At 61.7% G+C, this 23,295-nt stretch carries 22 protein-coding genes and 1 pseudogene; 3 read left to right on the top strand and 20 right to left on the bottom strand.

Going from position 1 to position 23,295, the window contains the following annotated elements:
• Nucleotides 1-339: 339 nt before the first annotated feature.
• Genes ACZM22_RS09780 through pyrH form a run of 8 tightly spaced genes read right to left on the bottom strand, consistent with a single transcriptional unit; the run spans nucleotide 340 to nucleotide 10,465 of the window.
• A complete protein-coding gene (locus tag ACZM22_RS09780; protein WP_489543920.1) occupies nucleotides 340-4,290 on the bottom strand; it encodes a PolC-type DNA polymerase III in 3,951 nt (1,316 codons plus the stop codon).
• 9 nt (nucleotides 4,291-4,299) lie between these two features.
• Complete coding sequence (gene ispG, locus ACZM22_RS09775) at nucleotides 4,300-5,337, bottom strand: flavodoxin-dependent (E)-4-hydroxy-3-methylbut-2-enyl-diphosphate synthase (RefSeq protein ID WP_489543919.1); 1,038 nt, start codon at nucleotides 5,335-5,337, stop codon at nucleotides 4,300-4,302.
• Nucleotides 5,338-5,348: 11 nt separating this feature from the next.
• Nucleotides 5,349-6,410: a M50 family metallopeptidase gene (locus ACZM22_RS09770; protein ID WP_489543918.1), complete on the bottom strand. Its 1,062-nt coding sequence runs from the start codon at nucleotides 6,408-6,410 to the stop codon at nucleotides 5,349-5,351.
• Nucleotides 6,411-6,440: 30 nt separating this feature from the next.
• Complete coding sequence (locus ACZM22_RS09765) at nucleotides 6,441-7,577, bottom strand: 1-deoxy-D-xylulose-5-phosphate reductoisomerase (protein ID WP_489543917.1); 1,137 nt, start codon at nucleotides 7,575-7,577, stop codon at nucleotides 6,441-6,443.
• A gap of 23 nt (nucleotides 7,578-7,600) precedes the next feature.
• The gene (locus ACZM22_RS09760) at nucleotides 7,601-8,443 is read right to left on the bottom strand and encodes a phosphatidate cytidylyltransferase (protein WP_489543916.1); all 843 of its coding nucleotides are present in this window, start codon (nucleotides 8,441-8,443) and stop codon (nucleotides 7,601-7,603) included.
• A 10-nt stretch (nucleotides 8,444-8,453) separates the two neighbouring features.
• Complete coding sequence (gene uppS / locus ACZM22_RS09755; protein WP_489543915.1) at nucleotides 8,454-9,185, bottom strand: undecaprenyl pyrophosphate synthase; 732 nt, start codon at nucleotides 9,183-9,185, stop codon at nucleotides 8,454-8,456.
• The gene (frr, locus tag ACZM22_RS09750; protein WP_483268777.1) at nucleotides 9,185-9,742 is read right to left on the bottom strand and encodes a ribosome recycling factor; all 558 of its coding nucleotides are present in this window, start codon (nucleotides 9,740-9,742) and stop codon (nucleotides 9,185-9,187) included. Before frr ends, uppS begins: the two co-directional genes overlap by 1 nt.
• 3 nt (nucleotides 9,743-9,745) lie before the next feature.
• On the bottom strand, nucleotides 9,746-10,465 hold the full coding sequence (pyrH, locus tag ACZM22_RS09745; protein WP_483268778.1) for a UMP kinase: 720 nt from the start codon (nucleotides 10,463-10,465) through the stop codon (nucleotides 9,746-9,748).
• A gap of 178 nt (nucleotides 10,466-10,643) precedes the next feature.
• Between pyrH and ACZM22_RS09740 the strand changes: the two genes are divergently transcribed.
• A complete protein-coding gene (locus ACZM22_RS09740; protein ID WP_489543914.1) occupies nucleotides 10,644-11,555 on the top strand; it encodes an MBL fold metallo-hydrolase in 912 nt (303 codons plus the stop codon).
• Between the two features lie 69 nt (nucleotides 11,556-11,624).
• Here ACZM22_RS09740 and rsfS read toward each other — a convergent pair whose 3' ends face one another.
• The 8 genes from rsfS to ACZM22_RS09700 all read right to left on the bottom strand — a co-directional run bounded on the left by rsfS (nucleotide 11,625) and on the right by ACZM22_RS09700 (nucleotide 20,205).
• A complete protein-coding gene (rsfS, locus tag ACZM22_RS09735) occupies nucleotides 11,625-11,993 on the bottom strand; it encodes a ribosome silencing factor (RefSeq protein ID WP_483268780.1) in 369 nt (122 codons plus the stop codon).
• Nucleotides 11,990-13,192: a nicotinate (nicotinamide) nucleotide adenylyltransferase gene (gene nadD / locus ACZM22_RS09730; protein ID WP_489543913.1), complete on the bottom strand. Its 1,203-nt coding sequence runs from the start codon at nucleotides 13,190-13,192 to the stop codon at nucleotides 11,990-11,992. The genes rsfS and nadD overlap by 4 nt, the downstream gene beginning before the upstream one ends.
• 39 nt (nucleotides 13,193-13,231) lie before the next feature.
• Nucleotides 13,232-13,552: a ribosome assembly RNA-binding protein YhbY gene (yhbY, locus tag ACZM22_RS09725; protein WP_489543912.1), complete on the bottom strand. Its 321-nt coding sequence runs from the start codon at nucleotides 13,550-13,552 to the stop codon at nucleotides 13,232-13,234.
• Nucleotides 13,553-13,555: 3 nt separating this feature from the next.
• Entirely contained in the window at nucleotides 13,556-14,161 is a 606-nt protein-coding gene (locus ACZM22_RS09720) for an XTP/dITP diphosphatase (RefSeq protein WP_489543911.1), read from the bottom strand.
• On the bottom strand, nucleotides 14,158-14,883 hold the full coding sequence (gene rph / locus ACZM22_RS09715; RefSeq protein WP_489543910.1) for a ribonuclease PH: 726 nt from the start codon (nucleotides 14,881-14,883) through the stop codon (nucleotides 14,158-14,160). The genes ACZM22_RS09720 and rph overlap by 4 nt, the downstream gene beginning before the upstream one ends.
• A 13-nt stretch (nucleotides 14,884-14,896) precedes the next feature.
• The gene (gene ftsY / locus ACZM22_RS09710; protein WP_489543909.1) at nucleotides 14,897-15,766 is read right to left on the bottom strand and encodes a signal recognition particle-docking protein FtsY; all 870 of its coding nucleotides are present in this window, start codon (nucleotides 15,764-15,766) and stop codon (nucleotides 14,897-14,899) included.
• 10 nt (nucleotides 15,767-15,776) lie between these two features.
• Nucleotides 15,777-19,355 carry a chromosome segregation protein SMC gene (smc, locus tag ACZM22_RS09705; RefSeq protein WP_489543908.1) on the bottom strand — a complete coding sequence of 1,193 codons (3,579 nt, stop codon included), beginning with the start codon at nucleotides 19,353-19,355 and terminating at the stop codon, nucleotides 15,777-15,779.
• Nucleotides 19,356-19,485: 130 nt separating this feature from the next.
• Nucleotides 19,486-20,205 (bottom strand): ClpP family protease, encoded by a 720-nt coding sequence (locus ACZM22_RS09700; RefSeq protein WP_483269115.1) that lies wholly within the window; start codon nucleotides 20,203-20,205, stop codon nucleotides 19,486-19,488.
• Between the two features lie 169 nt (nucleotides 20,206-20,374).
• Between ACZM22_RS09700 and ACZM22_RS09695 the strand changes: the two genes are divergently transcribed.
• Entirely contained in the window at nucleotides 20,375-20,500 is a 126-nt protein-coding gene (locus ACZM22_RS09695) for a hypothetical protein (RefSeq protein WP_489543907.1), read from the top strand.
• 149 nt (nucleotides 20,501-20,649) lie between these two features.
• Here the strand turns inward: ACZM22_RS09695 and ACZM22_RS09690 are convergent, their stop codons facing one another.
• From ACZM22_RS09690 to ACZM22_RS09675, 4 genes and pseudogenes are all read right to left on the bottom strand, one after another.
• Nucleotides 20,650-21,492: a KilA-N domain-containing protein gene (locus ACZM22_RS09690; RefSeq protein ID WP_087399757.1), complete on the bottom strand. Its 843-nt coding sequence runs from the start codon at nucleotides 21,490-21,492 to the stop codon at nucleotides 20,650-20,652.
• Nucleotides 21,458-21,958 (bottom strand): low molecular weight protein-tyrosine-phosphatase, encoded by a 501-nt coding sequence (locus ACZM22_RS09685; protein WP_407881444.1) that lies wholly within the window; start codon nucleotides 21,956-21,958, stop codon nucleotides 21,458-21,460. Before ACZM22_RS09685 ends, ACZM22_RS09690 begins: the two co-directional genes overlap by 35 nt.
• A gap of 88 nt (nucleotides 21,959-22,046) precedes the next feature.
• A pseudogene (locus ACZM22_RS09680) lies at nucleotides 22,047-22,361 on the bottom strand (DUF1016 N-terminal domain-containing protein); the annotation flags it as partial.
• A gap of 166 nt (nucleotides 22,362-22,527) precedes the next feature.
• Nucleotides 22,528-22,758, bottom strand: a complete 231-nt coding sequence (locus ACZM22_RS09675; RefSeq protein ID WP_489543906.1) for a hypothetical protein — start codon at nucleotides 22,756-22,758, stop codon at nucleotides 22,528-22,530.
• A gap of 105 nt (nucleotides 22,759-22,863) precedes the next feature.
• Between ACZM22_RS09675 and ACZM22_RS09670 the strand changes: the two genes are divergently transcribed.
• Nucleotides 22,864-23,190, top strand: a complete 327-nt coding sequence (locus tag ACZM22_RS09670) for a hypothetical protein (protein WP_489543905.1) — start codon at nucleotides 22,864-22,866, stop codon at nucleotides 23,188-23,190.
• The last annotated feature ends 105 nt before the right edge of the window (nucleotides 23,191-23,295 follow it).

Raw genomic sequence — 23,295 nt, 5'->3', positions numbered from 1 at the left:
TTTCGCAGTCAGGGACGCATGTCACGTGTTACCACCCTGATCCCGCCGCCAGTTGCCTGTGCGGCGCTCAGTTCCCCTCTTGCAAGGGGCCGCGCCGGTAACGGTGCGCCGCCGTCCCGCCCTGTTCAGGCGGAAAGCTCCGGAGCCAGTACAACGAAGCGCCCCCACCGGCTCACACCAGCCGCCGGCTCTCTTTCGGCGGGCCTGCCTCGTCTTTTTTCCCTCATCGCATATGTCGATATTACACCCTATTTTATCGCTTTTTTGCCGATTGTCAAGTCCCGTTTTTCGTCATTATGCCAAATTTCACGAAAAATGCACCGATACCGGCACAACTTCTCAGAACAGGCTGACCTGGCTGGTGTCCGCCATTCCGGCGAAGGCGCCCAGGGACTTGAGCTGCTCGATGTGGGTCTTACTCAGCTTGCTGCACGTATTGGCAAACTCCTCCACGGAGATAAAGGTCTTGCCTTTCCGCTTTTCCACCGTGTCCAGCGCCGCCGACTCGCCCAGGCCGTGTACCGTCACGAAGGGAGGCAGCAGGCCGTTCTCCGTCACCACAAAGCGGGTGGCGTCGGACTTATAGATGTCGATGGTATCAAAGTGGAAGCCCCGCAGATAGAACTCGTAGCACACCTCCAGCGTCACCATCAGGTTCTGCTCCACATCGGTGGCGTCCTTGTTGTTTTCGATCTCCTTGATCTTCTGCTTTACCGCGTCCAGACCGGCGCAGCAGTACTCGGCGTCAAACGCCTTGGCGCGGATGGAGAAGAAAGTGGCGTAGAACGCCAGCGGCCTATGCACCTTGAACCATGCGATGCGGAACGCCATCATCACGTAGGCCACGGCGTGGGCCTTGGGGAACAGGTAGCCGATCTTGGCCAGGGATTCGATGTACCAGTCCGGCACCTGATGGTCCCGCATGGCCTCCTCCCATCCCTCCTGAAAGCCGCCCTTCTTCACCTTGCCTTTACGGACGGCTTCCATGATCTTGAAGGACATCTTGGGGTCCAGCCCCATGGAGATGAGGTACAGCATAATGTCGTCGCGGCAGCCCACCGTCTCCAGAACGGAGGCGGTGCCGCTGACGATCAGTTCCCTGGCGTTGCCCAGCCACACGTCGGTACCGTGGGAGAAGCCGGACAGACGCACCAGCGTGTTGAAATCCCTGGGCTGGGTGTCCATCAGCATGCCGCGGGTGAAGCGTGTGTTGAACTCGGGGATGGCCACGGCGCCGGTGGGGCCGAGGATCTCGTCATTCTCGAAGCCCAGCACCCTGGAGGACGTGAAGATGCTCATGGTATCGGGGTCGTCCAACGGGATAGCCCGTGCGTTGACGCCGGTAAGATCCTCCAGCATCCGGATCATGGTGGGATCATCGTGTCCCAGCATGTCCAGCTTCAGCAGGTTATCCTCCATGCAGTGGTATTCAAAATGGGTGGTGATGGTATCGCTCTCCGCATCGTCGGCGGGGTGCTGCACAGCGGTGAAATCCTCCACGTCCATGTCGTCCGGCACCACCACCAGGCCGCCCGGGTGCTGGCCGGTGGTGCGCCGCACGCCCACGCAGCCCTGAGTCAGCCGGTTCATCTCGGCGTTGGAGGCCGTCTGTCCTCGCTCCTCCAGATACTTTTTCACCATGCCGAAGGCGGTCTTTTCCGCCAGCGTACCGATGGTGCCGGCGCGGAACACCTGGGTCTTTCCGAACATCTCGATAGCGTGCTGGTGAGCGCGGGCCTGATATTCGCCGGAGAAGTTCAGGTCGATATCCGGCACCTTGCCGCCGCCGTAGCCCAGGAACGTCTCAAAGGGGATGTCAAAGCCGTCCTTGACGTACTTTTCCCCGCACACAGGGCAGATCTTGTCCGGCATGTCCGCGCCGCAGCCGTAGCTGCCGTCTGTGATGAACTCCGTATTTTTGCACTTGGGGCAGCGGTAGTGGGGAGGCAGGGAGTTCACCTCCGTGATGCCCGACATGTACGCCACCAGACTGGAGCCCACGGAGCCTCGCGAGCCCACCAGATAGCCGTTCTCCAGACTGCGCTGCACCAGCTTCTGGGCGGACATATACACCACGTCGTACTTGCCCAGGATGCTTTTCAGCTCCACGTCCAGACGGTCCACGATGAGCTGCGGCGGCTCCTCCCCGTACAGCTCATGGCACTTGTCCCACACCATGTCGTGCAGCTCCTGCTCGGAGTTTTCCAGGCGCGGCGGGAACAGCTGCCCCGGTGGCAGCAGCTCGATATCCTCGATGCAGTCGGCAATGTGCCGCGGGTCGTCGATGACTACCTTGTGGGCCGTCTCTGTCCCCAGGTACGCGAACTCCTTCAGCATCTCGTCTGTTGTCTTGAAGTAGATGGGCAGCGGTGCATCGGCATCGGGGAACTTCTTGCTGGCCAGCAGGATGTGGCGGTACACCTCATCCTCCGGCTCCTGAAAATGCACGTCGCCGGTGGCGCACACCGGCTTGCCCAGCTCCTGCCCCAGCCGGACGATGGTGCGGTTGAAATCCCGCAGCTCCTCCTCCGACTGGACATCCCCCTTGCGAAGCATGAACATGTTGTTGCAGATGGGCTGGATCTCCAGATAGTCGTAGAACGACGCGATGCGCTTCAGCTCCGCCCAGTCCTTGCTGCCGTCAGCCACGGCGCGGAACAGCTCGCCCGCCTCGCAGGCCGAGCCGATGATGAGCCCCTCCCGATGGGCCGCCAGCTCCGTCTTGGGAATGATGGGCACGCGCTTGAAATATTTCAGATTGGACGCCGAGATCAGCTGGTACAGGTGCTTCAGGCCCAGCTTGTTCTTGGCCAGAATGATGATGTGCTTGGGATGGCGGTTGCTCTTTCCGCCCTCCGGCCGCAGCTTCAGCATCTCCCCGTTGATCTGCTGGAGCCGGTGGATGCCCATCTCCCTGCGCATTTTCTCAAAAAACGGGATGAGCATATACCCCACCATGGCCGCGTCATCGGAGGCACGGTGGTGGTTGAAGGCGGGCAGGTCCAGATGCTCCGCTACGATGTCCAGCTTGTACTTGTGCAGCTCCGGCAGCAGGTTCTGCGCCAGGATAAGGGAGTCTACGTAGGTGGGGTCGAACTCCAGCCCCACCTTCCGGCACCCCTCGCGGATGAAGCTGATGTCGAACTCCGCGTTGTGGGCCGCCAGCGGTCTCCCGTTCACGAACTGTAAAAACGCCGTCAGTGCGTCCTTCAGCTGGGGTGCATCGGCCAGCATGGCATCGGTGATGCCGGTAAGGCCGATGATCTCCGGCGTCAGCCGCCGGTTGGGGTTCACGAAGGTCTGAAACCGCTCCGTGATCTCCCCGTTCTTCAGCACCACCGCACCGATCTCGGTGATGGCCTCCCGCCGCACCTTCAGGCCCGTGGTCTCGATGTCGAAGCACACGATCTCGTCGGCGAAATCCTGATCCTGCTCACCGTGTACGGCGATGCGGTCGTCCAGATTGTTGACAAAATAGCCCTCCACACCGTAGAGGATCTTGATCTTTCCCTTCTTGCCGGCGTCCCGGGCCTTGGGGAATGCCTGCACTGTGCCATGATCCGTGATGGCGATGGCAGGGTGTCCCCACGATGCCGCCTGCGCCACCACCTTTCCCACATCGGTGATGGCGTCCATGGTGCTCATCTGGGTATGCAGGTGCAGCTCCACCCGCTTCTCCGGCGCGGTATCCTTCCGGCCCTGATGCTGGATGCGCATGATGCTCACCGGCTGGAGCTGTACGTCCTTGCCGTCGAAGCTCAGCGCCAGCTTGCCCTGCACCCGCAGCCACATGCCGTCGCTGACAGCGCCGCCCAGTACCCTGGCCTCCTTCTCGTCCATATACTTCCGCACGGAGACGGAACCGTGCTCATCGGTCATGTCGAAGTTCATGCACCACTGACCTGGCCGCCGTGTCTCATAGCACTCCATGCCGAACACGCGGCCCTCCACCACAGCGGAGCCCATCTTCAGATTCAGCTCCCCCACCGGCACCACGCGGCCCTTGATCTCCTTGCCGTAGAGCAGGTCGCTGCCGCCCTTTCCGGCAGTAGCCGGCGCGCTGAACCGCAGCTGTACCCGACGCAGGTCGTATTGCTGGGCCAGCATGTGCTCCAACGATGTCACCGCCGCCTCCGGCACTGTTTCGCTGCTGACGGCCTGCACCTCGATGGTACGGGCCTCCCGATCCAGCGCGCCGCCGGTGACGTAGGCGTCGTGCAGCAGCAGCCGCAGCTGCCGCGGTGCCTGAAAGCTCTCAAATAATGTAAAAAACGGTAATCTTTCCGCCATTTTCTCACCTTACAGTTTGTCGATCTCCTGAAACAGCGCGTCCACCAGCTGCTCCTGCGGCACCTTCCGCAAAATCTTCCCCTTGGCGAACAGCAGGCCCTCGCCCTTTCCTCCGGCGATGCCCACATCCGCGCCGGACGCCTCGCCCGGCCCGTTGACCACGCACCCCATCACCGCCACGGTGATGGGCTTGGCACAGTCCTTCAGCCGCCGCTCCACCTCCCGCGCGATGGGGATCATATCGTACTTCGTCCGGCCGCAGGTGGGACAGGCGATCAGATCCGGCCCGCTGCGGCGAATGCCTGCCGCCTGCAAAATACGCTTGGCGGCGATGACCTCCTCCACCGGGTCCGCTGTCAGACTCACCCGCAGGGTGTCGCCCACGCCCATGCACAGCAGGCCGCCGATGCCGATGGTGGATTTCAGCACGCCCATCTCCGGTGTGCCCGCCTCCGTGACGCCCAGGTGCAGCGGGTAGTCCGTCTGCTCATGGAGCATCCGATAGGCCGCCATATTCACCGGCACGCGGGAGCATTTCACGGAGATGCAGATGTCGTCGAAGCCGCAGTCATTCAGCAGCCGGACATGCCCCATGGCGCTGTCCACCAGTGCCTGCGCCGTCACGCCGCCGTACTTGACCAGCAGATCTTTTTCCAGTGACCCGCCGTTGACGCCAATGCGGATGGGGATGCCCCGCTCGCGGCAGGCATCCGCCACGGCCCGCACCCGCTCTTTGGCCCCGATGTTGCCCGGATTGATGCGGATCTTGTCGATGCCGCCCTCCGCGCACAGCAGCGCCAGCTTATAGTCGAAATGGATATCCGCCACCAGCGGAATGTGGATGCGAGCCTTGATGGCCGGCACGGCCCGTGCCGCCTCCTCCGTGGGGACCGCCACGCGGATGATCTCGCAGCCCGCCTGCTCCAGCCGCAGGATCTGCTGCACCGTAGCCTCCACGTCCTCCGTGGCGGTATTGCACATGGACTGGATGCTCACCGGTGCGCCGCCGCCCACGGCCACACCGCCCACCATGATCTGTCTGCTCATTGTATCCCCTCTCAGTGTATCAGCTTCCACACATCGCTGAACGTGATGACCGCCATCAGCGCCAGCAGCAGGATCAATCCCGCAAAGTGGATGTAGTTCTCGTATTTCGCCGGTATTTGCTTTTTGAACAGCTGCATGCTGACGGCGTTGATGACCAGAAAGAAGATCTTGCCGCCATCCAGCGCCGGCAGGGGCAGCAGGTTCATCACCGCCAGGTTCACGGCGATCAGCGCCGCCAGATAGGCGATGTTCTCCACCGCCGCCCGGGTGGTGGCCGCCTGTTCGCCCACCTGGGTCATGGTGGACACGATGCCCACCGGCCCGCTGAGATCCTTTACCCCCGCCTGACCGGTCACCAGCATCTGTAAGCTCAGCCGCACCAGTCGCGCAAAGTCCATGGCGTTGTTCCACGAATAGGACAGCTTCCTGCCCAGCGTGGCCTCCTCCGCCCCGAAGTACAGGCCGTAGCCCGTGTAGGCCTTGCCGTTCTGGTCGGTGTACTCCCGCCGCTCCATGGTGAAATCGCGGAGGGTGATGACCTCCCCGTTCCGCTCTATCTGCAAGTCGAAGGCGCCTGTCTTGTTCAGCCCCATCAGCAGGCTGATATCGCTGTATACGTACACCTTCTCGCCGTCAATGCGCAGCAGCCGGTCGCCCTCCTGCAAGCCGTCAGCGCTCTCCAGCGGGCAGCCGTCGGCAAAGCCCGCCACCACCGGCACGTAGAACGCCTGGGCATCGGCGTACAGTACCAGGATAATGAGCAGTCCCGCAATGAAGTTCATGGCCGCGCCTGCCGCGAAGATCAGCAGCTTGGCCCAGAAGCCCTGATTGTTCAGGGCTGTCGGATCATCGGAATCCTCCTCTTCGCCTTCCATGGCACAGAAACCGCCCACCGGAAACAGCCGCAGGGAGTACTGCGTCTCCCCCTTCTGCTTCTTCCACAGGGTGGGCCCCATGCCGATGGAAAACTCGTTGACCCGCACGCCGCAGGCCTTGGCCGCCATGAAATGCCCCAGCTCGTGGACGGCGATGAGCACGCCGAACACCAGTATGGCCGCTAAGATATATACCATTCCCACAACTCCTTTATGGCGCTGTGCGCCTTACAGCACGGCCTGACGGGCCATTCTGTCTGCTTCCAGTATATCCGCAAGGCTCGGCCGATATATCACCGGCACCTTGGACAGTGCCTTCTCCACCAGCCGCGGGATGTCGTTGAATCCGATCTCGCCCTGCAAAAACCGCTGCACCGCCGCCTCGTTGGCGCCGTTCATCACGGCGCAGGCCGTGCCGCCCGCCGCCGCGCACTGCCGCGCGATGCGCAGGCAGGGGAACGCCTCCATGTCCGGTGCGCTGAACGTCAGTGCGCCGCAGGACAGCAGATCCAGCCGCCTGTCCGGTGTCTCCGCCCGATAGGGATACGTCATGGCGTACCGGATGGGCAGCTTCATATCCGGCGTACCCAGCTGGGCCAGCATGGCCCCGTCGCGGAACTCCACCAGCGAGTGGACGATGCTCTGGCGGTGGATCACCGCCTCCACCTGCTCCACCGGCAGGTCGTACAGCCGCATGGCCTCGATGATCTCCAGTCCCTTGTTCATCAGGGTAGCCGAGTCAATGGTGATCTTTGCCCCCATGGTCCAGTTGGGGTGCTTCAGGGCGTCCGCCGCCGTCACATGCTCCAGCTCATCGAAGCTCCGGCCGAAAAACGGCCCGCCGGAGCAGGTCAGCAGCAGCCGCCGCACCTCGCCGCGGTCGCGGCAGCCCTGTAAACACTGGAAGATGGCGCTGTGTTCCGAGTCCACCGGCACGATCTCCGCCCCCGTCTCACGGGCCGCAGACATCACCAGCTCACCGGCGCACACCAGCGTCTCCTTGTTGGCCAGGGCGATGCGCTTTTTCTCCATGATGGCCGCCAGCGTCGGCGCCAGTCCCACGCTGCCCATCACCGCCGTCACCACCGTGTCCGCCTCCGGCAGCGTGGCCGCGGCGGTAAGGCCCTCCGGCCCCTCCATCACCTCGATGCCGGTGCCCCGCAGGCGTTCCCGCAGCTCCTTGGCCGCCGCAGGGTCATACAGCACGGCAAGGCGCGGCCTGAACTGCCGCGCCTGCTGCTCCAGCAGGTCCACCTGCCGGTTGGCGGTCAGCGCCGCCACGGAAAGTCCCAGCTCCTGCGCCACGGCCAGCGTCTGCCGTCCGATAGACCCTGTGGCGCCCAGCAGGGATATGGTTTTCGTCATAGATATATCCTCGATGCACTTTCTCAATACAGCGTCACCGCGTTCACGATCATCCAGATCACCGGCGCGGCAAAGATCACGCTGTCAAACCGGTCCAGTACGCCGCCGTGCCCCGGCAGCAGCCGTCCGTAGTCCTTGATGCCGTACTGCCGCTTGACGCAGGAGAAGCTGAGATCGCCCAGCTGCCCCAGCACCGCGCCCACCAGACCCAGCAGCACGCACCAGCCGATGTGCAGCGGCACCTCCGTGCATAGGAAGAAGATGATGCGGTACAGCACCATGCCCACCATGCCGCCCACAAGGCCGCTGACCGCGCCCTCACGGGTCTTTTTGGGACTCACCACCGGCGCCAGCTTCGTCTTGCCGAACAGCATGCCGCCGAACAGTGCCATGGTGTCGCTCATGAACGCCGCCACCAGCGGAATCAGCACCAGCCCCGCGCCGTGCTCCAGCATCCGCAGCCGCAGCAGGCAGCTGAGAGCCAGCGGGATGGCCGCGCCGGCCACCAGGATGGCGCACAGCGCCGTGAAATCCATCTCCTCTTTTTTGCCGTACTCCAGCACCATGCACAGAAACACCACCACCACCAGTGCCGCCAACAGCCAGGGCATCAGCCCTGCCGCCGCTGTACCGGCGAAGCGCTCATGACTGAAATACACGTTGGCCACCACGAACACCGCCAGCGTGGCCGCAAGGCCCCACCAGCGCCGTGTCTTTTCCGGCGGCAGCACCGCCGCCAACAGCTCATGGCTGGCGATGATGCACAGTCCCATGAGCAGGGCCAGCGTAGCCCAGTCCGGCGCGGCGCACAGCACGGCCAGCAGGGCCGGTACTCCCACCACAGCCACCAAAATTCTCTGTTTCATGGATATCTCCTCACTTCACGCCGCCGAATCGGCGGTCCCGCTTCTGATATGCGATGATGGCCTTGTCCAGCTCTGCGCGGGTGAAGTCAGGCCACAGGGTATCGCAGAAATAAAATTCGCTGTACGCGCACTGCCACAGCAGGAAATTGCTGAGCCGCAGCTCGCCGCTGGGCCGGATGATGAGCTCCGGGTCAGGGATGCCGGCGGAGTACAGGTACTTCCCGAAGTTCTCCTCCGTCCAGTCCTCTCCCGCCTCGGCGCACCGCCGGGCAGCCCGCAGGATCTCGGCCCGCCCGCCGTAGTTCAGGCAGATGTTGGCCTGAAACCCGTCGCAGTGCCCGCTGATCTCCCGCGTCTCCTCCGCCAGCTTCTGCAATTCCGGCGCGATGGCAGACAGGTCCCCGAAGAATTTCAGCCGGATGTTGTCCCGCTCCATGGTGTCCACGGCCTCCAGCAGATATTGCTTCAAAAGGCCCATGATGGCGCTGACCTCCTCGGCCGGCCGCTTCCAGTTCTCCGTGGAGAACGCATACACCGTCAGATATGCCACGCCCAGCTCTTTGCAGTAAGTGGCGATATCCCGGAACACTTCGGCCCCCGCCTTATGTCCGGCAGTACGCGGCAGCGAACGCTGCTTCGCCCAACGACCGTTGCCGTCCATAATAATAGCGATATGGCGGGGAAGGCGGTTTTTGTCCACCTCCCCCGCCGTATGGGGCATTTTCTTACGGAACAGACCCATCAGACGGACATCAGTTCCTTTTCCTTGTTATCCAGCAGCTTATCCAGTTCCTTGCAGCTGTCGTCGGTCAGCTTCTGCAGGTCCTTCTCCACGATCTTCATCTCGTCCTCTGTGATCTCGGAGGCCTTCTGCTGCTTCTTGAAGTTCTCCAGAGCATCGCGGCGAATGTTGCGCACCGCCACCTTGCCCGCCTCAGTGTACTTGTGGATCTGCTTCACCAGATCCTTACGGCGCTCCTCCGTCAGCTGGGGAAAGGCCAGACGGATGCACTTGCCGTCGTTCTGGGGATTGATGCCCAGGTCAGACTCCTGGATGGCCTTCTCGATGCCCTTCAGGGCGGAAGCGTCCCAGGGGGTGATGACCAGCGTGCGGGGGTCGGGAGAACCCACAGACGCGATCTGCTGAATGGGCGTGGGCGTACCGTAATAATCCACACTGATGCGATTCAGCACGGAGGCGTTGGCGCGTCCGGCACGCACGGTGTCGAAATCGCTGATGACTGCCTCGATGCTCTTTTTCATTTTGTCCTCGTAGACCTTATACTCGTCCTTCAACATAAGTTAAGCCTCCTTCACGATCGTTCCGATTTTTTCGCCGCGCAGGGCGCGGATGATATTCTGGGGGTCCTTCAGAGCAAACACCAGCACGGGGATATGGTTGTCCATGGACAGGCTGGTGGCGGTGGAATCCATCACGGCCAGATGCCGTTTCAGCACCTCGTCATAGGTGATGGAGTCGAATTTCACGGCCGATGCGTTCTTGGCCGGATCGCTGTCGTACACACCGTCGATATTCTTGGCCAGCAGGATGATGTCGGCCTCGATCTCCGCCGCCCGCAGCACCGCCGCAGTGTCGGTGGAGAAGAACGGGCAGCCGATGCCGCAGCCGAAAATGACCACGCGGCCCTTCTCCAGATGCCGGATGGCCCGGGCCCGAATATACGGCTCCGCCACGGCGCGGATCTCCAGTGCCGTCTGCACCCGCACGTCCACGCCCTTCTGCTCCAGCACATCGGCCATGGCCATGCAGTTCATGGCAGTGGCCAGCATGCCCATATGGTCGGCGCGGGTCCGCTCGATGTGGCCCTCGCCGTCCTTCACGCCGCGCCAGAAGTTGCCGCCGCCGATGACGACGCCCACCTGCACGCCCATGTCCACACACTCTCGGATGACCTCGGCCACACGGCCCATCACCTGAAAGTCCAGTCCGAAATGCTTGTCGCCTGCCAGCGCCTCGCCGCTGATTTTAATAAGTACCCGCTTGTATTTTGGCTGGTCCATCAAATTGCCTCCCGTTTTTTACTCCCTGCCGCCGGTCAGCAGGGCGAACTTCCCCTTGTTGACCGATGGTGGTATTTTACCTTATTTCTCCGGTTTTGCATAGGGGGTAAAAGAAAAAATTTGTTTTTTCCCGCAGCCGGTGTATAATGTGAAAAACACCTGCGGGAGGAATGCATTTATGGATATGCAGCACGTATTGGGCCGCACCTGGGCGGCGGAGGGCGCTACCGCCCTGCTGCCCCTGTATTTTCTGTCGGAGAAGGACGTGATCCTCATTGACACCGGCTACGCCAAGCTGGACCGCTCCGGTCTGACTCATCTCATCGATGACAACGGCCTGCGTCTGCGGGGCATCATCTGCTCTCACGCCCACTTCGACCACACCGGCAACGTCCGCTATCTCCAGCAGCGGTACGGCTGCCCCGCCGCCATCCAGCTCATCGAGGCCGGCATCTCCGTGAACCCCGACAGCTATCGGGCCAACTACGTGGCCCTGACCTACGGCAAGAGCCGCCAGCTGTTTCTGGAGGAATGCTTCACTGCGGACATCGTCATCGGGGCGGAGGATGACCATCTGGACCTGTGCGGCGCCCGCTTCGGCATTTTACAGCTCCCCGGCCACTCCGCCGGCCACATCGGCGTGGTGACGCCGGACGGCGCCGCCTACGTGGGCGACTGTCTCATCGACCACGACGAGATCGCCGCTGCCAAGCTGCCCACCAGCATGTTCATCGCCCGGGATCTGGAAAGCAAGGAGCACCTCCGCCAGCTGGACGCCCCCGCCTATATCGTGGCCCACAAGCAGGTGCTGACGGACCGTGCCGCCTTCGACGCGCTGATCGATGAGAACATCGCCTTCATCCACGCCAAGGAGCAGGAGCTGCTGGCCGATCTCACCGATGGCATGACGTTCCCCGAGTGGATCGCCGCCTTCTGCCGCCGCGAGAACATCCGCACCCACAACGAGCTGAAGTTCAGCGTGGTGGAGCGTAACTTCTCCAACTTTGTGGCGTGGCTGACGGATTCCGGCCGCGTCACCGTCCAGCGGGAGTTTTGTGCCAAGCGCTATTATCACGCAGAAAGTCTGTAAGGAACTATTGCTTTACATAGAATGCAAAGACAGGGTATGCCGTTCCGGCACGCCCTGTCTTTTGTCATCTCACTCGCGGTCGTCAGTAACGCCTGTCAGGTCCAGGGGCTTGCCGTCCCGCCACAGGCGCTCCAACCCGTAAAATTCCCGGGCCTCGTGGTTGAAAACGTGGACGGCGATGCAGCCGTAATCCAGCAGCACCCACGTGCCGCCGCGGTAGCCCTCGCGGTGCAGCGGATCCTCCCCCGCTTCCTCATGCAGCACCTTCTCCACGTTGTCCACCAGCGCATTGATCTGGGTGTTGGACGAGCCGGTAGCCAGCACAAAATAGTCGGCCAGTGTGGTCAGGTCGGCGATCTCCAGCGCCTGGATCTCTTTTCCCTTCTTATCGGACAGCGCACGCGCCGCCAGCAGTGCCAGTTCCTTGGGTGTTTTCATCGTATCCCTCTTTTCAATAAGTAGTCCCGCGCATCGCGGGTCAGATGGTGGACGGGGTTGCCCATCTCCTCCATCTCCTGTATGGTCATGCTCAGCCCCATAAGAAGGCCGTGGTCCAGATCCTCATACACCGCCTGCCGCAGCGTGTCCACGCCGTCGAAGTCGCGGCTGGGCTCGATATAGTCTGCCAGATAGATGATCTTCTCCAGCAGCGTCATGTCCGGCTTGCCGGTGGTGTGATACCAGATGGCGTCGTACACCGCATCCTCCACGCCGAACACATCGCGGGCGATGGCCGCGCCGGTCTTGCTGTGCAGCAGCTTCAGCGCTTTCTGCTCCAGCTCGTCCAATTCGATGCCATACTGTGCGCACAGCGCCAGCTGCTCCGGCATGTCCAGCTTCTTGGTGCAGTCGTGGAGCAGCGCCGCGATGCGCGCCTGGATCTCGTCACCGCCATAGCGGCGGGCCAGGCGCACCGCCTCCTGCTCCGTCCCCAGCACGTGGGGCATCCGCTTGGGCTTCAGATAGCTCAGTGCGATGGGTCTCAGCTCATCCGGCGTCAGCCCCGTCAGCGTTTTCTTCGTGCTGTACAGCCTCTCCCGCAGCACATAGCCGTATACGGCGGGGGGCAGCAGGTCCGCGCCGCCGCCCTGAGCCAGCACCTGACGCACCTCCGTGGAGGACAGCTCCACTCCCTGCGGATTGGGGATGACGGTCACGTCCGCGCCGAATTCCCGCTCCAAAAATGCCTTCTGTCGGGAAAAAACCGCCTCCTCACCATCTTTTCGGCGGCTGAATGCGCCGATGTGGGCCATGGACATCACCCGCTGCGGCTCCCGCCAGTCCTGTAAGGTCAGGAACATATCCGACCCCATCAGGAGCCACAATTCGTCCTCCGGAAACTGGTTCTTCATCATGCACAGCGTTTCCCACGAATAGCTGGGTCCTTCGCGCCGCAGCTCCACGTCCAGCACCTCGGCTTTTTTTCCCAGCTCCGCCGTGGCAAGCACCGCCATATCCCGCCGCTGGGCGGGCGACGCTGCCCCTGCCGGCAGGGCCTTGTGGGGTGGGATAAACGTAGGGACCAGCAGCAGCCTGTCCAGTGCCAGCGTCTCCATGGCGGCTTTTGCCGCCGCGATATGCCCGATATGGGGCGGGTCAAATGTCCCGCCATAGATGCCGATTTTCAACTCTCTCACCCGCTTTCACAGGTATTTTTAATTTAAAAGTACCGTTTCTCACGCCTGCGGCCTCTTGGCCTTCACCAGTTCGATCTTCCGCCGGCTCTTGTCGTGCTGCATGCGGTAGAGCACGAACTTGCTGCCGATGACCTGCACCACCTCGCAGCGGGCGGCCACAGCCAGCTGCTCCGCCGCCTCGCGGGCGGTGAGCATGGAGTTCTCCAGCACGCGGACCTTGATGAGCTCGCGGGCCTCCAGCGCATCGCTGACCTGCTTGACCAGGTTGTCGCCGATGCCGTCCTTTCCCACCTGCACGATGGTGTCGATGTCGTTGGCCAGGCCCCGCAGCTGGGCCCGCTGTTTGCTTGTCAGTTCCATAGTTTACTTCTCCAAATGTTCGTTATTTGCCAGATATTCCTTCAATTCTACCGCAAACTTCCGCAGAGCGTTGCCGCGGTGGGAGATGGCGTTCTTCTCCTCCGCTGTCAGCTGGGCGAAGGTCCTGCGCAGGGACGGCACCAGGAACACCGGATCGTAGCCGAATCCGCCGTCGCCCATAGGCGCAAAGGCAATGGCTCCGTGGCAGTCGCCCTCCGCCGTCAGCATATCTCCATTGGGGAAGGCGCAGACGATAGCGGTGTGGAAATAGGCGCTGCGGTCCGTGGCGCCCCGCAGGTTCTGCAGCAGCAGGCGGTAGCGGGCCGCGTCGTCGTCCAGCCCGCCGTAGCGGGCGGAGTAGACGCCGGGTGCGCCGCCCAGCCAGTTGACGCACAGGCCGGAGTCATCGGCGATGGCCGGCAGGCCGCTGGCCTCCATGATGGCGTTGGCCTTCAAGGCTGCGTTCTCGGCGAACGTCTCCCCCGTCTCCTCCACGTCCACGTAGATGCCCAGATCCGCGGGCATCACCACTTCGATGCCCAGATCCGCCAGAACGGCCTGCATCTCGGCCAGCTTTCCCTTGTTATGGGAGGCAAGTACAAATTTCATCGCAGTATATCCCCCAGCAGTTCTTTCTGTTTCCGGATGAGCTCCCGATTTCCCTTGGCGCACAGCTCCACCAGTGCCTGCTGCTCCTGTAAGGAGAAGGCGCGGCCCTCGCCGGTGCCCTGGATCTCGATGATCTCGCCCAGCTCGTTCATGATACAGTTCAGGTCCACCTGCGCCCGGCTGTCCTCGGAATACTGGAGGTCCAGCATAGGCGTCTCCGCCACGATGCCGGCGGACACGCCGGCCACATAGTGCCTGATGGGCATACGGCCTATGTCGCCGTCCTCCACCAGACGGCGGCAGGCCAGCGCCAGCGCCGCAAAGCCGCCGGTGACACTGGCGGTACGGGTACCGCCGTCGCCCTGCAGCACGTCGCAGTCGATGGTGATGGTGCGCTCACCCAGCAGGGCCATGTCCACCGCCGCCCGCAGGCTGCGGCCGATGAGCCGCTGGATCTCGGCGCTGCGGCCGGACAGCTTCAGCTTGTCCACGTCGCGGCGGCTCCGCTCCCGGTTGGCCCGGGGCAGCATGGAGTACTCCGCCGTGACCCAGCCGTGGCCCGGACGCACATGGGGCGGCACGCGGTCCTCCACCGAGGCATTGCACAGCACCACCGTATCGCCGCAGCGGATGAGCACGCTGCCCTCCGCGAATTTCGTAAAGCCCGCCGTCATCTCCACGGGCCGCAGTTCGTTGTATTTCCGGCCGTCTGCTCGTTCCATTATCGCGCCCTCCTTACAGCAGCTCTCGGGTGAATTCCCTGGCGTCGAAGGGCCGCAGGTCTCCAATGCCCTCGCCAACGCCCACGAACTTCACCGGCACCTGCAGCTCCTGGGCAATGGCCACCACGATGCCTCCCTTGGCGGTACCGTCCAGCTTCGTCAGGATGATGCCGGTAAGCCCCGCCGTCTCCTTGAACTGGCGGGCCTGGATAAGGCCGTTCTGGCCGGTGGTGGCGTCCAGCACCAGCAGCGTCTCCTTGGCGGCGTCCGGCGCCTCGCGGTCGATGATCTTCCGCAGCTTGGCCAGCTCGTTCATCAGGTTCTGCTTGTTGTGGAGTCGTCCCGCCGTGTCGCACAGCACCACGTCCACGTTACGGGCCTTGGCGGCCTGCAGCGCATCGAACAGCACGGCGCCCGGGTCGGCGCCCTCGTGCTGGCGGACAATATCCACACCGGCGCGGTCTGCCCAGATCTCCAGCTGGTCGGCAGCGGCGGCACGGAACGTATCACCGGCGCACAGCAGCACCTTCTTGCCCTCACTCTTGTAGCGGGCGGCCAGCTTGCCGATGGACGTAGTCTTGCCCACGCCGTTGACGCCGATGATCAGCACCACGCTCGGCTGGGTGCTCAGGTCCATGGACGGGTCGCCCACGTCCAGCTTCTCCGCCAAAATATCGCGGAGAGCGTCCTTCACCTCGTCGGCGCGGCCCAGCAGCTTCTGGCTCACCCGCTTGCGCAGCTGCGCCACCGTATCGGCGGCGGTGGCCGCGCCGATGTCCGCCAAGATCAGCGCTTCCTCCAGTTCCTCATAAAAGTCGTCGTCCAGCCTGTCAAAGGTCATGGACGCCAGCCATGCTTCCTTGAATTTCTTGAAAAATCCCATATGGACCTCCTTATTTGATCTTCAGCTCCTTGGCCATGTCGTTGAGATTGATGGTGAGGATGCGGCTGACGCCCTTTTCCTGCATGGTCACGCCGTACAGCACATCGGCCTCCTCCATGGTGCCGCGCCGGTGGGTAATGACGATGAACTGGGTCTTACCGGCGATGCGCCGCATGTAGCGGGCGTACCGCACCACATTGGCTTCGTCCAGCGCCGCCTCGATCTCGTCCATGACGCAGAACGGCGTGGGATGTACCTTCAGAATGGCAAAGTACAGGGCGATAGCCACGAAGGCTTTCTCGCCGCCGGACAGCAGCGTGATGGTCTTGAGCTGCTTACCCGGAGGCTGCACCTTGATCTCGATGCCGCAGCTGAGGATGTCGTTCTCGTCCTCCAGCTCCAGCTGGGCCTTGCCGCCGCCAAACAGCTCCAGAAACGTCTCCTGAAAACTCTCGTTCAGCAGCTTGAACTGCTGGCCGAAGATCTCCGTCATCTGGCGGGTCAGCTGCTCGATGACGCCGTTGAGCTCCTCCTTGGCCTTTTCCACGTCGCTGCGCTGCTCCGAGAGGTAGGTATAGCGTCCGTTGACCCGCTCGAATTCCTCGATGGCCCCGATGTTCGGAGGACCCAACGCTTTGATCTCGCGGTTCAGCTCCGCGATGCGGCGGGTGGCCTTGCTGACGCTCTCCAGCTCCACCCGCTGCTCCAGCGCGGCGCTGTGGCTCAGCTCGTAGTTCTCCCACAGCTTGTCCAGCAGCTGCTTTTCCTCCATGGCGCTGCTCTCCAACTTCCGCTGGAGGCGGCTCTCCGCCTGAGTAGCGTCCAGCAGCGCCTCGTTGAGCTGACGGCCCTCGCGGCTGAACTGTTCGCGGCGGGCCTCCAGCGCCAGCTTGTCCCGGGCCAGCTGCTCCAGCTGCTGCCGCAGGGCGGACATCTGCTGCTGCAATTCGTCCAGACGGGTCTGGCGCTGGGCGATCTCTGCCGCCGCCTTCTCATTGTCGGCGCGGAACCGCTCCGCCAGCTGGTCGCGTCCGGCGCGGTCGGCGGCCATGTCCTCCTGCACGCGGCGCAGCTCCTCCGCGCCCCGCAGGGCCGTCTCCTTCTCCGCCAGCAGCGCCGCCTGCGCCGCCTTTTTCTCGCTGACCGTCTCGGCCAACCGGTCGCCGGCGTCGTTCAGGTCCGTCTGTCCAGCCAGCTTCTCCTGTGCCTGACGGCGCAGGGTCTCGGCGTTGGACTCCGCCTGTTCAATGGCCTCCTGCACTTCCCTGATACGGGCTTCATCCTCGCTGTCGCGGCGGTCGAAGCCCGCCAGCTCCTGCTCCATGCTCTCGCAGCTCAGGCGCAGGCTGTCCAATAAAATGTCGTAGTGATCCTGGCGGGTCTGGAGGGTCAGTACCTCGCTTTCCGCCTTGTGCTGCTGGTCACGCGCCACCTGTAACTCGTATTCCGCCTTCTGCAGATCGCGCTGCAGGTCCTCCGCCTGCTGGGCGGCGGTGCAGAGCTGGGCGCGCATGCCGTCCTGTCTGGCTGTCAGACGCTCCAGCTCGTTGGCGCGGGACAGCACGCCCGCGCTGCGGCTGACGGAGCCGCCGGTCATGGAGCCGCCGCGGTTGATGACCTGACCGTCCAGCGTCACGATGCGGAAGCCGTTGCGAAATTTCCGCGCCATGGCGATGCCGCTGTCCAGATCCTCCACCACCACGGTGCGGCCCAGCAGGTTCCGGAAGATGTTGTCATATTGGGGATCATACGTCACCAGACGGCTGGCGACGCCCACAAAGCCGTATTCTCCGGCCACGTTGTCCCGCAGCTCCTCACCGCGGATGGCGGTAAGGGGCAGGAATGTGGCGCGGCCGCCGTCCCGCTGCTTCAGAAAGCCGATGGCGGCCTTGGCGTCCTCCTCCCGATCCACCACGATGTTCTGCATTCCCGCGCCCAGTGCGATCTCCAGCGCCAGCGCGTACTCCTGCTTCGTGGTCATCAGGCCAGCCACAGGGCCGTGTACGCCCCGCAGGGCGTTCTTCTCCGCCGCCTGCATCACGGTCTTGACCGCCTTGGAGAAGCCCTCGTACTCCTTCTCCATCTCCGTCAGAAGGCGGATGCGGTCGTCCAGCGCGGCGGCATCCATGGTCAGCTTCAGCTTGGCCGCGGCAGCGTCCTCCGCTTTTTTGCGGCGGCTGTCCATCCGCAGGCTGTGGCCCTGGATGACATTCTCCGCCGCCTGGGCCTCCTCCTGCGCATCCCGCAGGGCGCGGCGGTTCTCTTTGCTCTCTTTTTCACTGTTTTCCAGCTTTTCCCGTGCCTCGGCCAGCTCCTGTCCTACCGTCTGGCGGCGCTGGGCGATCTCGGCGGCACCGGCGGTAATGGCGGACAGCTTCGCCCGCCCGTCGGCGGCGGCGGCCACGGCCATGGCCTCCTGCGCCCGCAGGGTCTCCACGTCCTCCGCCGCGTCCTTGGCGCTGTCGGCCAGCTCCTGAGCCTGGCGCAGCAGCTCGTCAAGCTGCTCCTGCATCCGGGCCATCTGCCGGTCGATCTCCGCCACGCGGGCCAGCTTGCCGTCGACCTGGCTCTGTATGCCGCTGCGGCGGCTGTCGCTGTCGGCCAGCTCCTGCTCCAGCCGGCGCAGGGACTCCTCGTTGTGGGCCACGCCGGTGCGCAGCACCGCCATGGCGGACTCCTCCTCACCGGCGGCGGTCTCCAGCCCGCTGACCTTGGCACGCAGGGCCTCGGCGTCCATATCGTTCTGCCGCACCTGCTGACCGCAGCGCTCACCCTCCTCGTAGGAGGCGTCCAGCGCGGTCTGGGCCTTACGGCACTCCTCAGCGGCCAGCTCCGTGTCCGCCTCCAGCTTCACCTTGGCGGCGCGGATATTTTGCAGCTGCTCCAGCCACACGGAGATCTCCAGCACACGCAGCTCGTCCCGCAGCACCAGATACTTCTTGGCCGTCTCCGCCTGCTTGCGCAGAGGCTCCACTTGTAATTCCAGCTCGGCGATCTTATCGTTGATGCGCACCAGATTCTCCTGGGTGCGCTCCAGTTTGCGTTCCGACTCCTCCTTACGGTGGCGGTACTTGCTGATGCCCGCCGCCTCCTCGAAGATCTCGCGGCGCTCGCCGCTTTTTACGGACAGGATCTCGTCGATCTTGCCCTGTCCGATGATGGAATAGCCCTCGCGGCCCATGCCGGTGTCCATGAACAGCTCGTTCACGTCCTTGAGCCGCACGGACTGCTTATTGATGTAATACTCCGACTCGCCGCTGCGGTAGTAGCGGCGGGTGACCGCTACCTCCGCCTCGTCGCGGGTTGGGAAAATGTGCTCCGTATTGTCGATGACCAGCGTCACCTGTGCGAAGCCCATCTGGTTCCGCGTCTCCGTACCTCCGAAGATCACATCCTCCATCTTGGCGCCGCGGAGCTGGCGGCTGTTCTGCTCGCCCATGACCCAGCGGATGGCGTCGGAGATGTTGGATTTGCCGGAGCCGTTGGGCCCCACGATGGCGGTGATGTCCTCACCGAAGTCCAGCACCGTCTTATCGGGAAACGACTTGAACCCCTGAATTTCCAGCGCTTTTAGATAGATAGGGCTCACCCCTTTCGCAATTGCATACTATAACTAAATTAGTATACAACGGAAGCCCTCTATTTTCAAGAAAAAACCGTGGACGCCGCCGAAAAAAATGCAAACCGTGGAGGGGACGGCCCGCCGTCCCCTCCCTGCCCTATTCCTCCCGCCGACGGTCCATCTGGCGGTACAGGCTGTCCAGCGCATCGGACAACCCGCCCACGTGGTCGATGATGCCCAGCGTCACCGCCTCCTCGCCGTACAGCACGGTGCCCACATCGTTGGCCATATCGCCGGAGGCCAGCATCAGCTGACGGAAACGGTCCTCGCTGATGTGGCTGTGGGCCGCCACGAACTTCACGATGCGCTCCCGTATCCGCTCGAAGTAGCGGTATGTCTCCGGCGCGGCGATGACCGTACCGGACATGCGCACGGGGTGGATGGTCATGGATGCGGTGTGGGCAATAAACGTCTCCTTTCCGCACACCGCCAGCGGCACGCCGATGGAGTGGCCGCCGCCCAATACCAGCGTCACCGTGGGCAGGCGCATCCCCGCTACCAGCTCCGCGATGGCAAGGCCTGCCTCGATGTCGCCGCCCACCGTGTTCAGAAGCAGCACCAGGCCGTCCACCTCGTCCGACTCCTCCAGTGACGCCAGCAGCGGCAGCACGTGCTCATATTTGGTGCTTTTCGTATTGTTGGGCAGCACCATGTGGCCCTCCACCTGCCCCACGATGGTGAGGCAGTGTACCGTGCCATGGCGGTTCTTCACCACGGTGGAACCCATGTCCACGATCTGCTGCGTGGCCTGCGGGGACGGCTCCTGCTCCTGGCCTCCCTCCGACGACGCCTTTGCTCTGCTTGTCTCGTCTGTCATGCTCCGCGCCTCCCTTTCTCCGGTAGGATGCGCAGGAGAGCATTTTTTATCCCCGACTGCGCAAAAAGAGACGCGCATTTGAGACGGGATTTTGTGGCTGCCCACAGGTTTGTCGTCCGCGCGCACCGCCTACAACAGAGGCAGCTCGTATCGGCGCAAGAGGGATTCTATGGGCCGGTACAGCCGTGATGAGGGCAAGGCAAAGGATCTGATCGAGCGCATGATGCAGGACACCGACGATCCCAACGTAAAGGAATCACTGCGGCAGGCAATGCACGTTGTTGAGAACGGGTAACGTTGCTTACACGTTACTTACAAACGTGTTTTGAAGGAAATAAGAAAATCCCTGTAACCGTTGCGGTTACAGGGATTTTTGTGGAACATCGCAACACTATAGATGCCACGGCCTTCACCCATTCGCAAGCGTCCAGTATATTATTTTTTTTACTCCATGGGAGATGGTTCTCCGCTATGAGCCTCCAGAGCTTCGATGCGGTGATCCTGCGTCAAGATCTCCATCTGGCTGATGGCGATGGCGTTGAGTTTTGTCAGCCGCTCGGCCTGAGACATCCCCTCGTTTATGAACACCGCATTCAGGTTTTCCAGATTGGACAGGCAGACCAGCTGAGAGACATTGGCGTAGTCACGGATATTCCCTTTCAGATCGGGATGGCTGTCCCGCCACTGCTTTGCGGTCATACCAAACAGGGCCATGTTCAGAACATCAGCTTCACTGGCATACACCATGGAGACCTGCTTTGCGGAAAGCTCGGGCGGAATCAGATTTTCCTTGATGGCGTCCGTATGGATGCGGTAGTTGATCTTTGCCAGGTTTCGCTTGATGTCCCAGCCAAGTTGTTTCATCTCCTCGGTCTTGAGCCGCTCAAACTCCTTGACCAGATACAGCTTGAATTCAACAGAAATCCAGGAGGCAAACTCAAAGGCAATCTCTTTGTGTGCATAAGTGCCGCCGTATCGACCAGCTTTTGAAACGATGCCGATAGCGCCGGTTGCCTCTACCCACTTTTGGGGAGTCATCACAAAACTGTTCAGACCGGCCTGACTCCTAAACGCATCGAATTCGACACGGTTAAAAGACGGGTTGTATAGAGATTCCCAAACACCCAGGAACTCAATCGTGTTCCGGTTCCGCAGCCAGTTTTGGATAATGTAGCGAGGATTGTCGCTGTCCTTCAGCTTGGCGATGTCAGTCAAGCTGATAAAATCATCTCGCTCGGAATTCCATTGTACACTAATTTCCGCTCCTTTGACAACCAGCTTGTCCACTTGTCCGCACCTCCTTGCTGATTATTTTTTGTAGCAATCCCCGGCAACCTTCCTCCACATCCCGCCAGGTCGTGTCGAAATCGTCGGTGTACCACGGATCGGCTACCTCGCCGGGGCGGTCGGTAAAGTCCATCAGCAGGTGCATCTTGTCGGCAAAATCGCCGCCGCAGATCCGGTACATACTCCGCAGGTTGGCCCGATCCATGCCAATCAGAAGGTCGTACTTCTCGTAATCGCTGTTCAGAAGCTGCCGGGCTTGTTTGCCGGAACAGTCGATGCCATGCTCGGACAGCTTGCGGCGAGTCGGCGGATAAACCGGGTTGCCGATCTCCTCGGTGCTGGTAGCTGCCGACTCGATTTGAATGCTCTGCTCCAGACCGGCTTTCTTCACCAGATCCTTCATGATAAACTCGGCCATCGGGCTTCTGCAAATATTCCCATGGCAGAGAAAAAGTATCCTGATCATGCTCTGTACACTCCAACTCATTACTATCGCACTCAGTATAGCACTGAATCTCAGATTCGTCGAGTTGGATTTCCAGATGGGCGGCAGAATCGATTTTTCTCTGGAGTTCTGCCTTTGACCAGCCGAAACGACCAGCGGCACGAAGATACCAGCGCCGCTCCTCCGGCTCCATGTCTGCTTCCAGAATGACTACATTCTGCGTCCAACTGATCTCCATGGCCAGCTTCAGCAACTCGGGGGTGTCCTCATACATCCGATAGAACTCCCGCATCCGGCGAAGGTTGCGCGGGGAGAAGCCGGAAACATCGGGGAAACGGCTGTGCAGATATTCAGCTGCGGCCACTGCCGCGCCTTTCTCCGGCCGGGAACAGACGATGCGGCCCAGTTCGCAGCAGAGTTGCATCTGGGGCATCTCGGCGGTCAGCGCAGCGTCCAGAGCCGCAAACATGGCGGAATAATCGATGTTTTTGCGGATGTTCATAGCTTCTCCTTTCCGGCAGAACCTGCCTTATTTTGAAACAGGCCAAAGAGAAGCACAGGAGGCGCCTCCTGCGTTTCTCTTTGGCCTGTTACACCACTTGTACCATCTGCTTCCAGAGCAGGACGAAGCGGTCGTCGATAATTTTGTTGTCGTGGTAATGTCCGAACAGCCAGTAGTGGAACTTGGCCCGTTCTTTGACTTCCTCCAGGAAGCCGGTCAGCTGGTCGTGAACATATCCACCGTTTCCCAGTATGTCCACGATGCTGTTTGGGGCGCAGTGTGTGATCACATAGTCCATCTCATAGTGAATGCTTTCCAAGCTGTGCCGAGCTTCCTCATACTCGGATTTATCGGGAAGCTCTTGTTTCCACCAGGAGTGGTGGTTGACCCGGAATCGGGCGCCCATTCTGCGAAGAGCCCAGTATTGTTCTTCAAAATCAGGCGCTTTGGGATTCAGAACGCCATTCTCGATGTCGTGGCTCCTGGCACCGCCCATGGTGAAGATGGAGTATCCTTGCAGGTCAAAGACCTGCCCGCGCATCAGATGGATTACATGAGGCCGGATTCGCTGGATCGTTCCACCGTTCCATTCCTCTGTCGGGTATTTGCTCAACAGGTCGAAGTTTTCATGGTTGCCGCTGATGAACAGCGTGGTAAAGGGCAGATCCTCCAGCCAGTCCAGATTCCGCTCCTCCTTCTTGCCCCCATCCCATACGCCACCAAAATCTCCGTTATGCTTAATTCGTTATAATGGAGATTATACCGAATAAGTTGCTATACCGAAAAAATCTCAGAATCCTGCAAATAACATATTCTACACAAAATTTTTCGGTATAGTATTTTTCAATCCAGCGTA

The sequence above is a fragment of the Vescimonas sp. genome (assembly GCF_057856985.1).
This window is presented reverse-complemented; position numbering and strand designations above follow the sequence as displayed.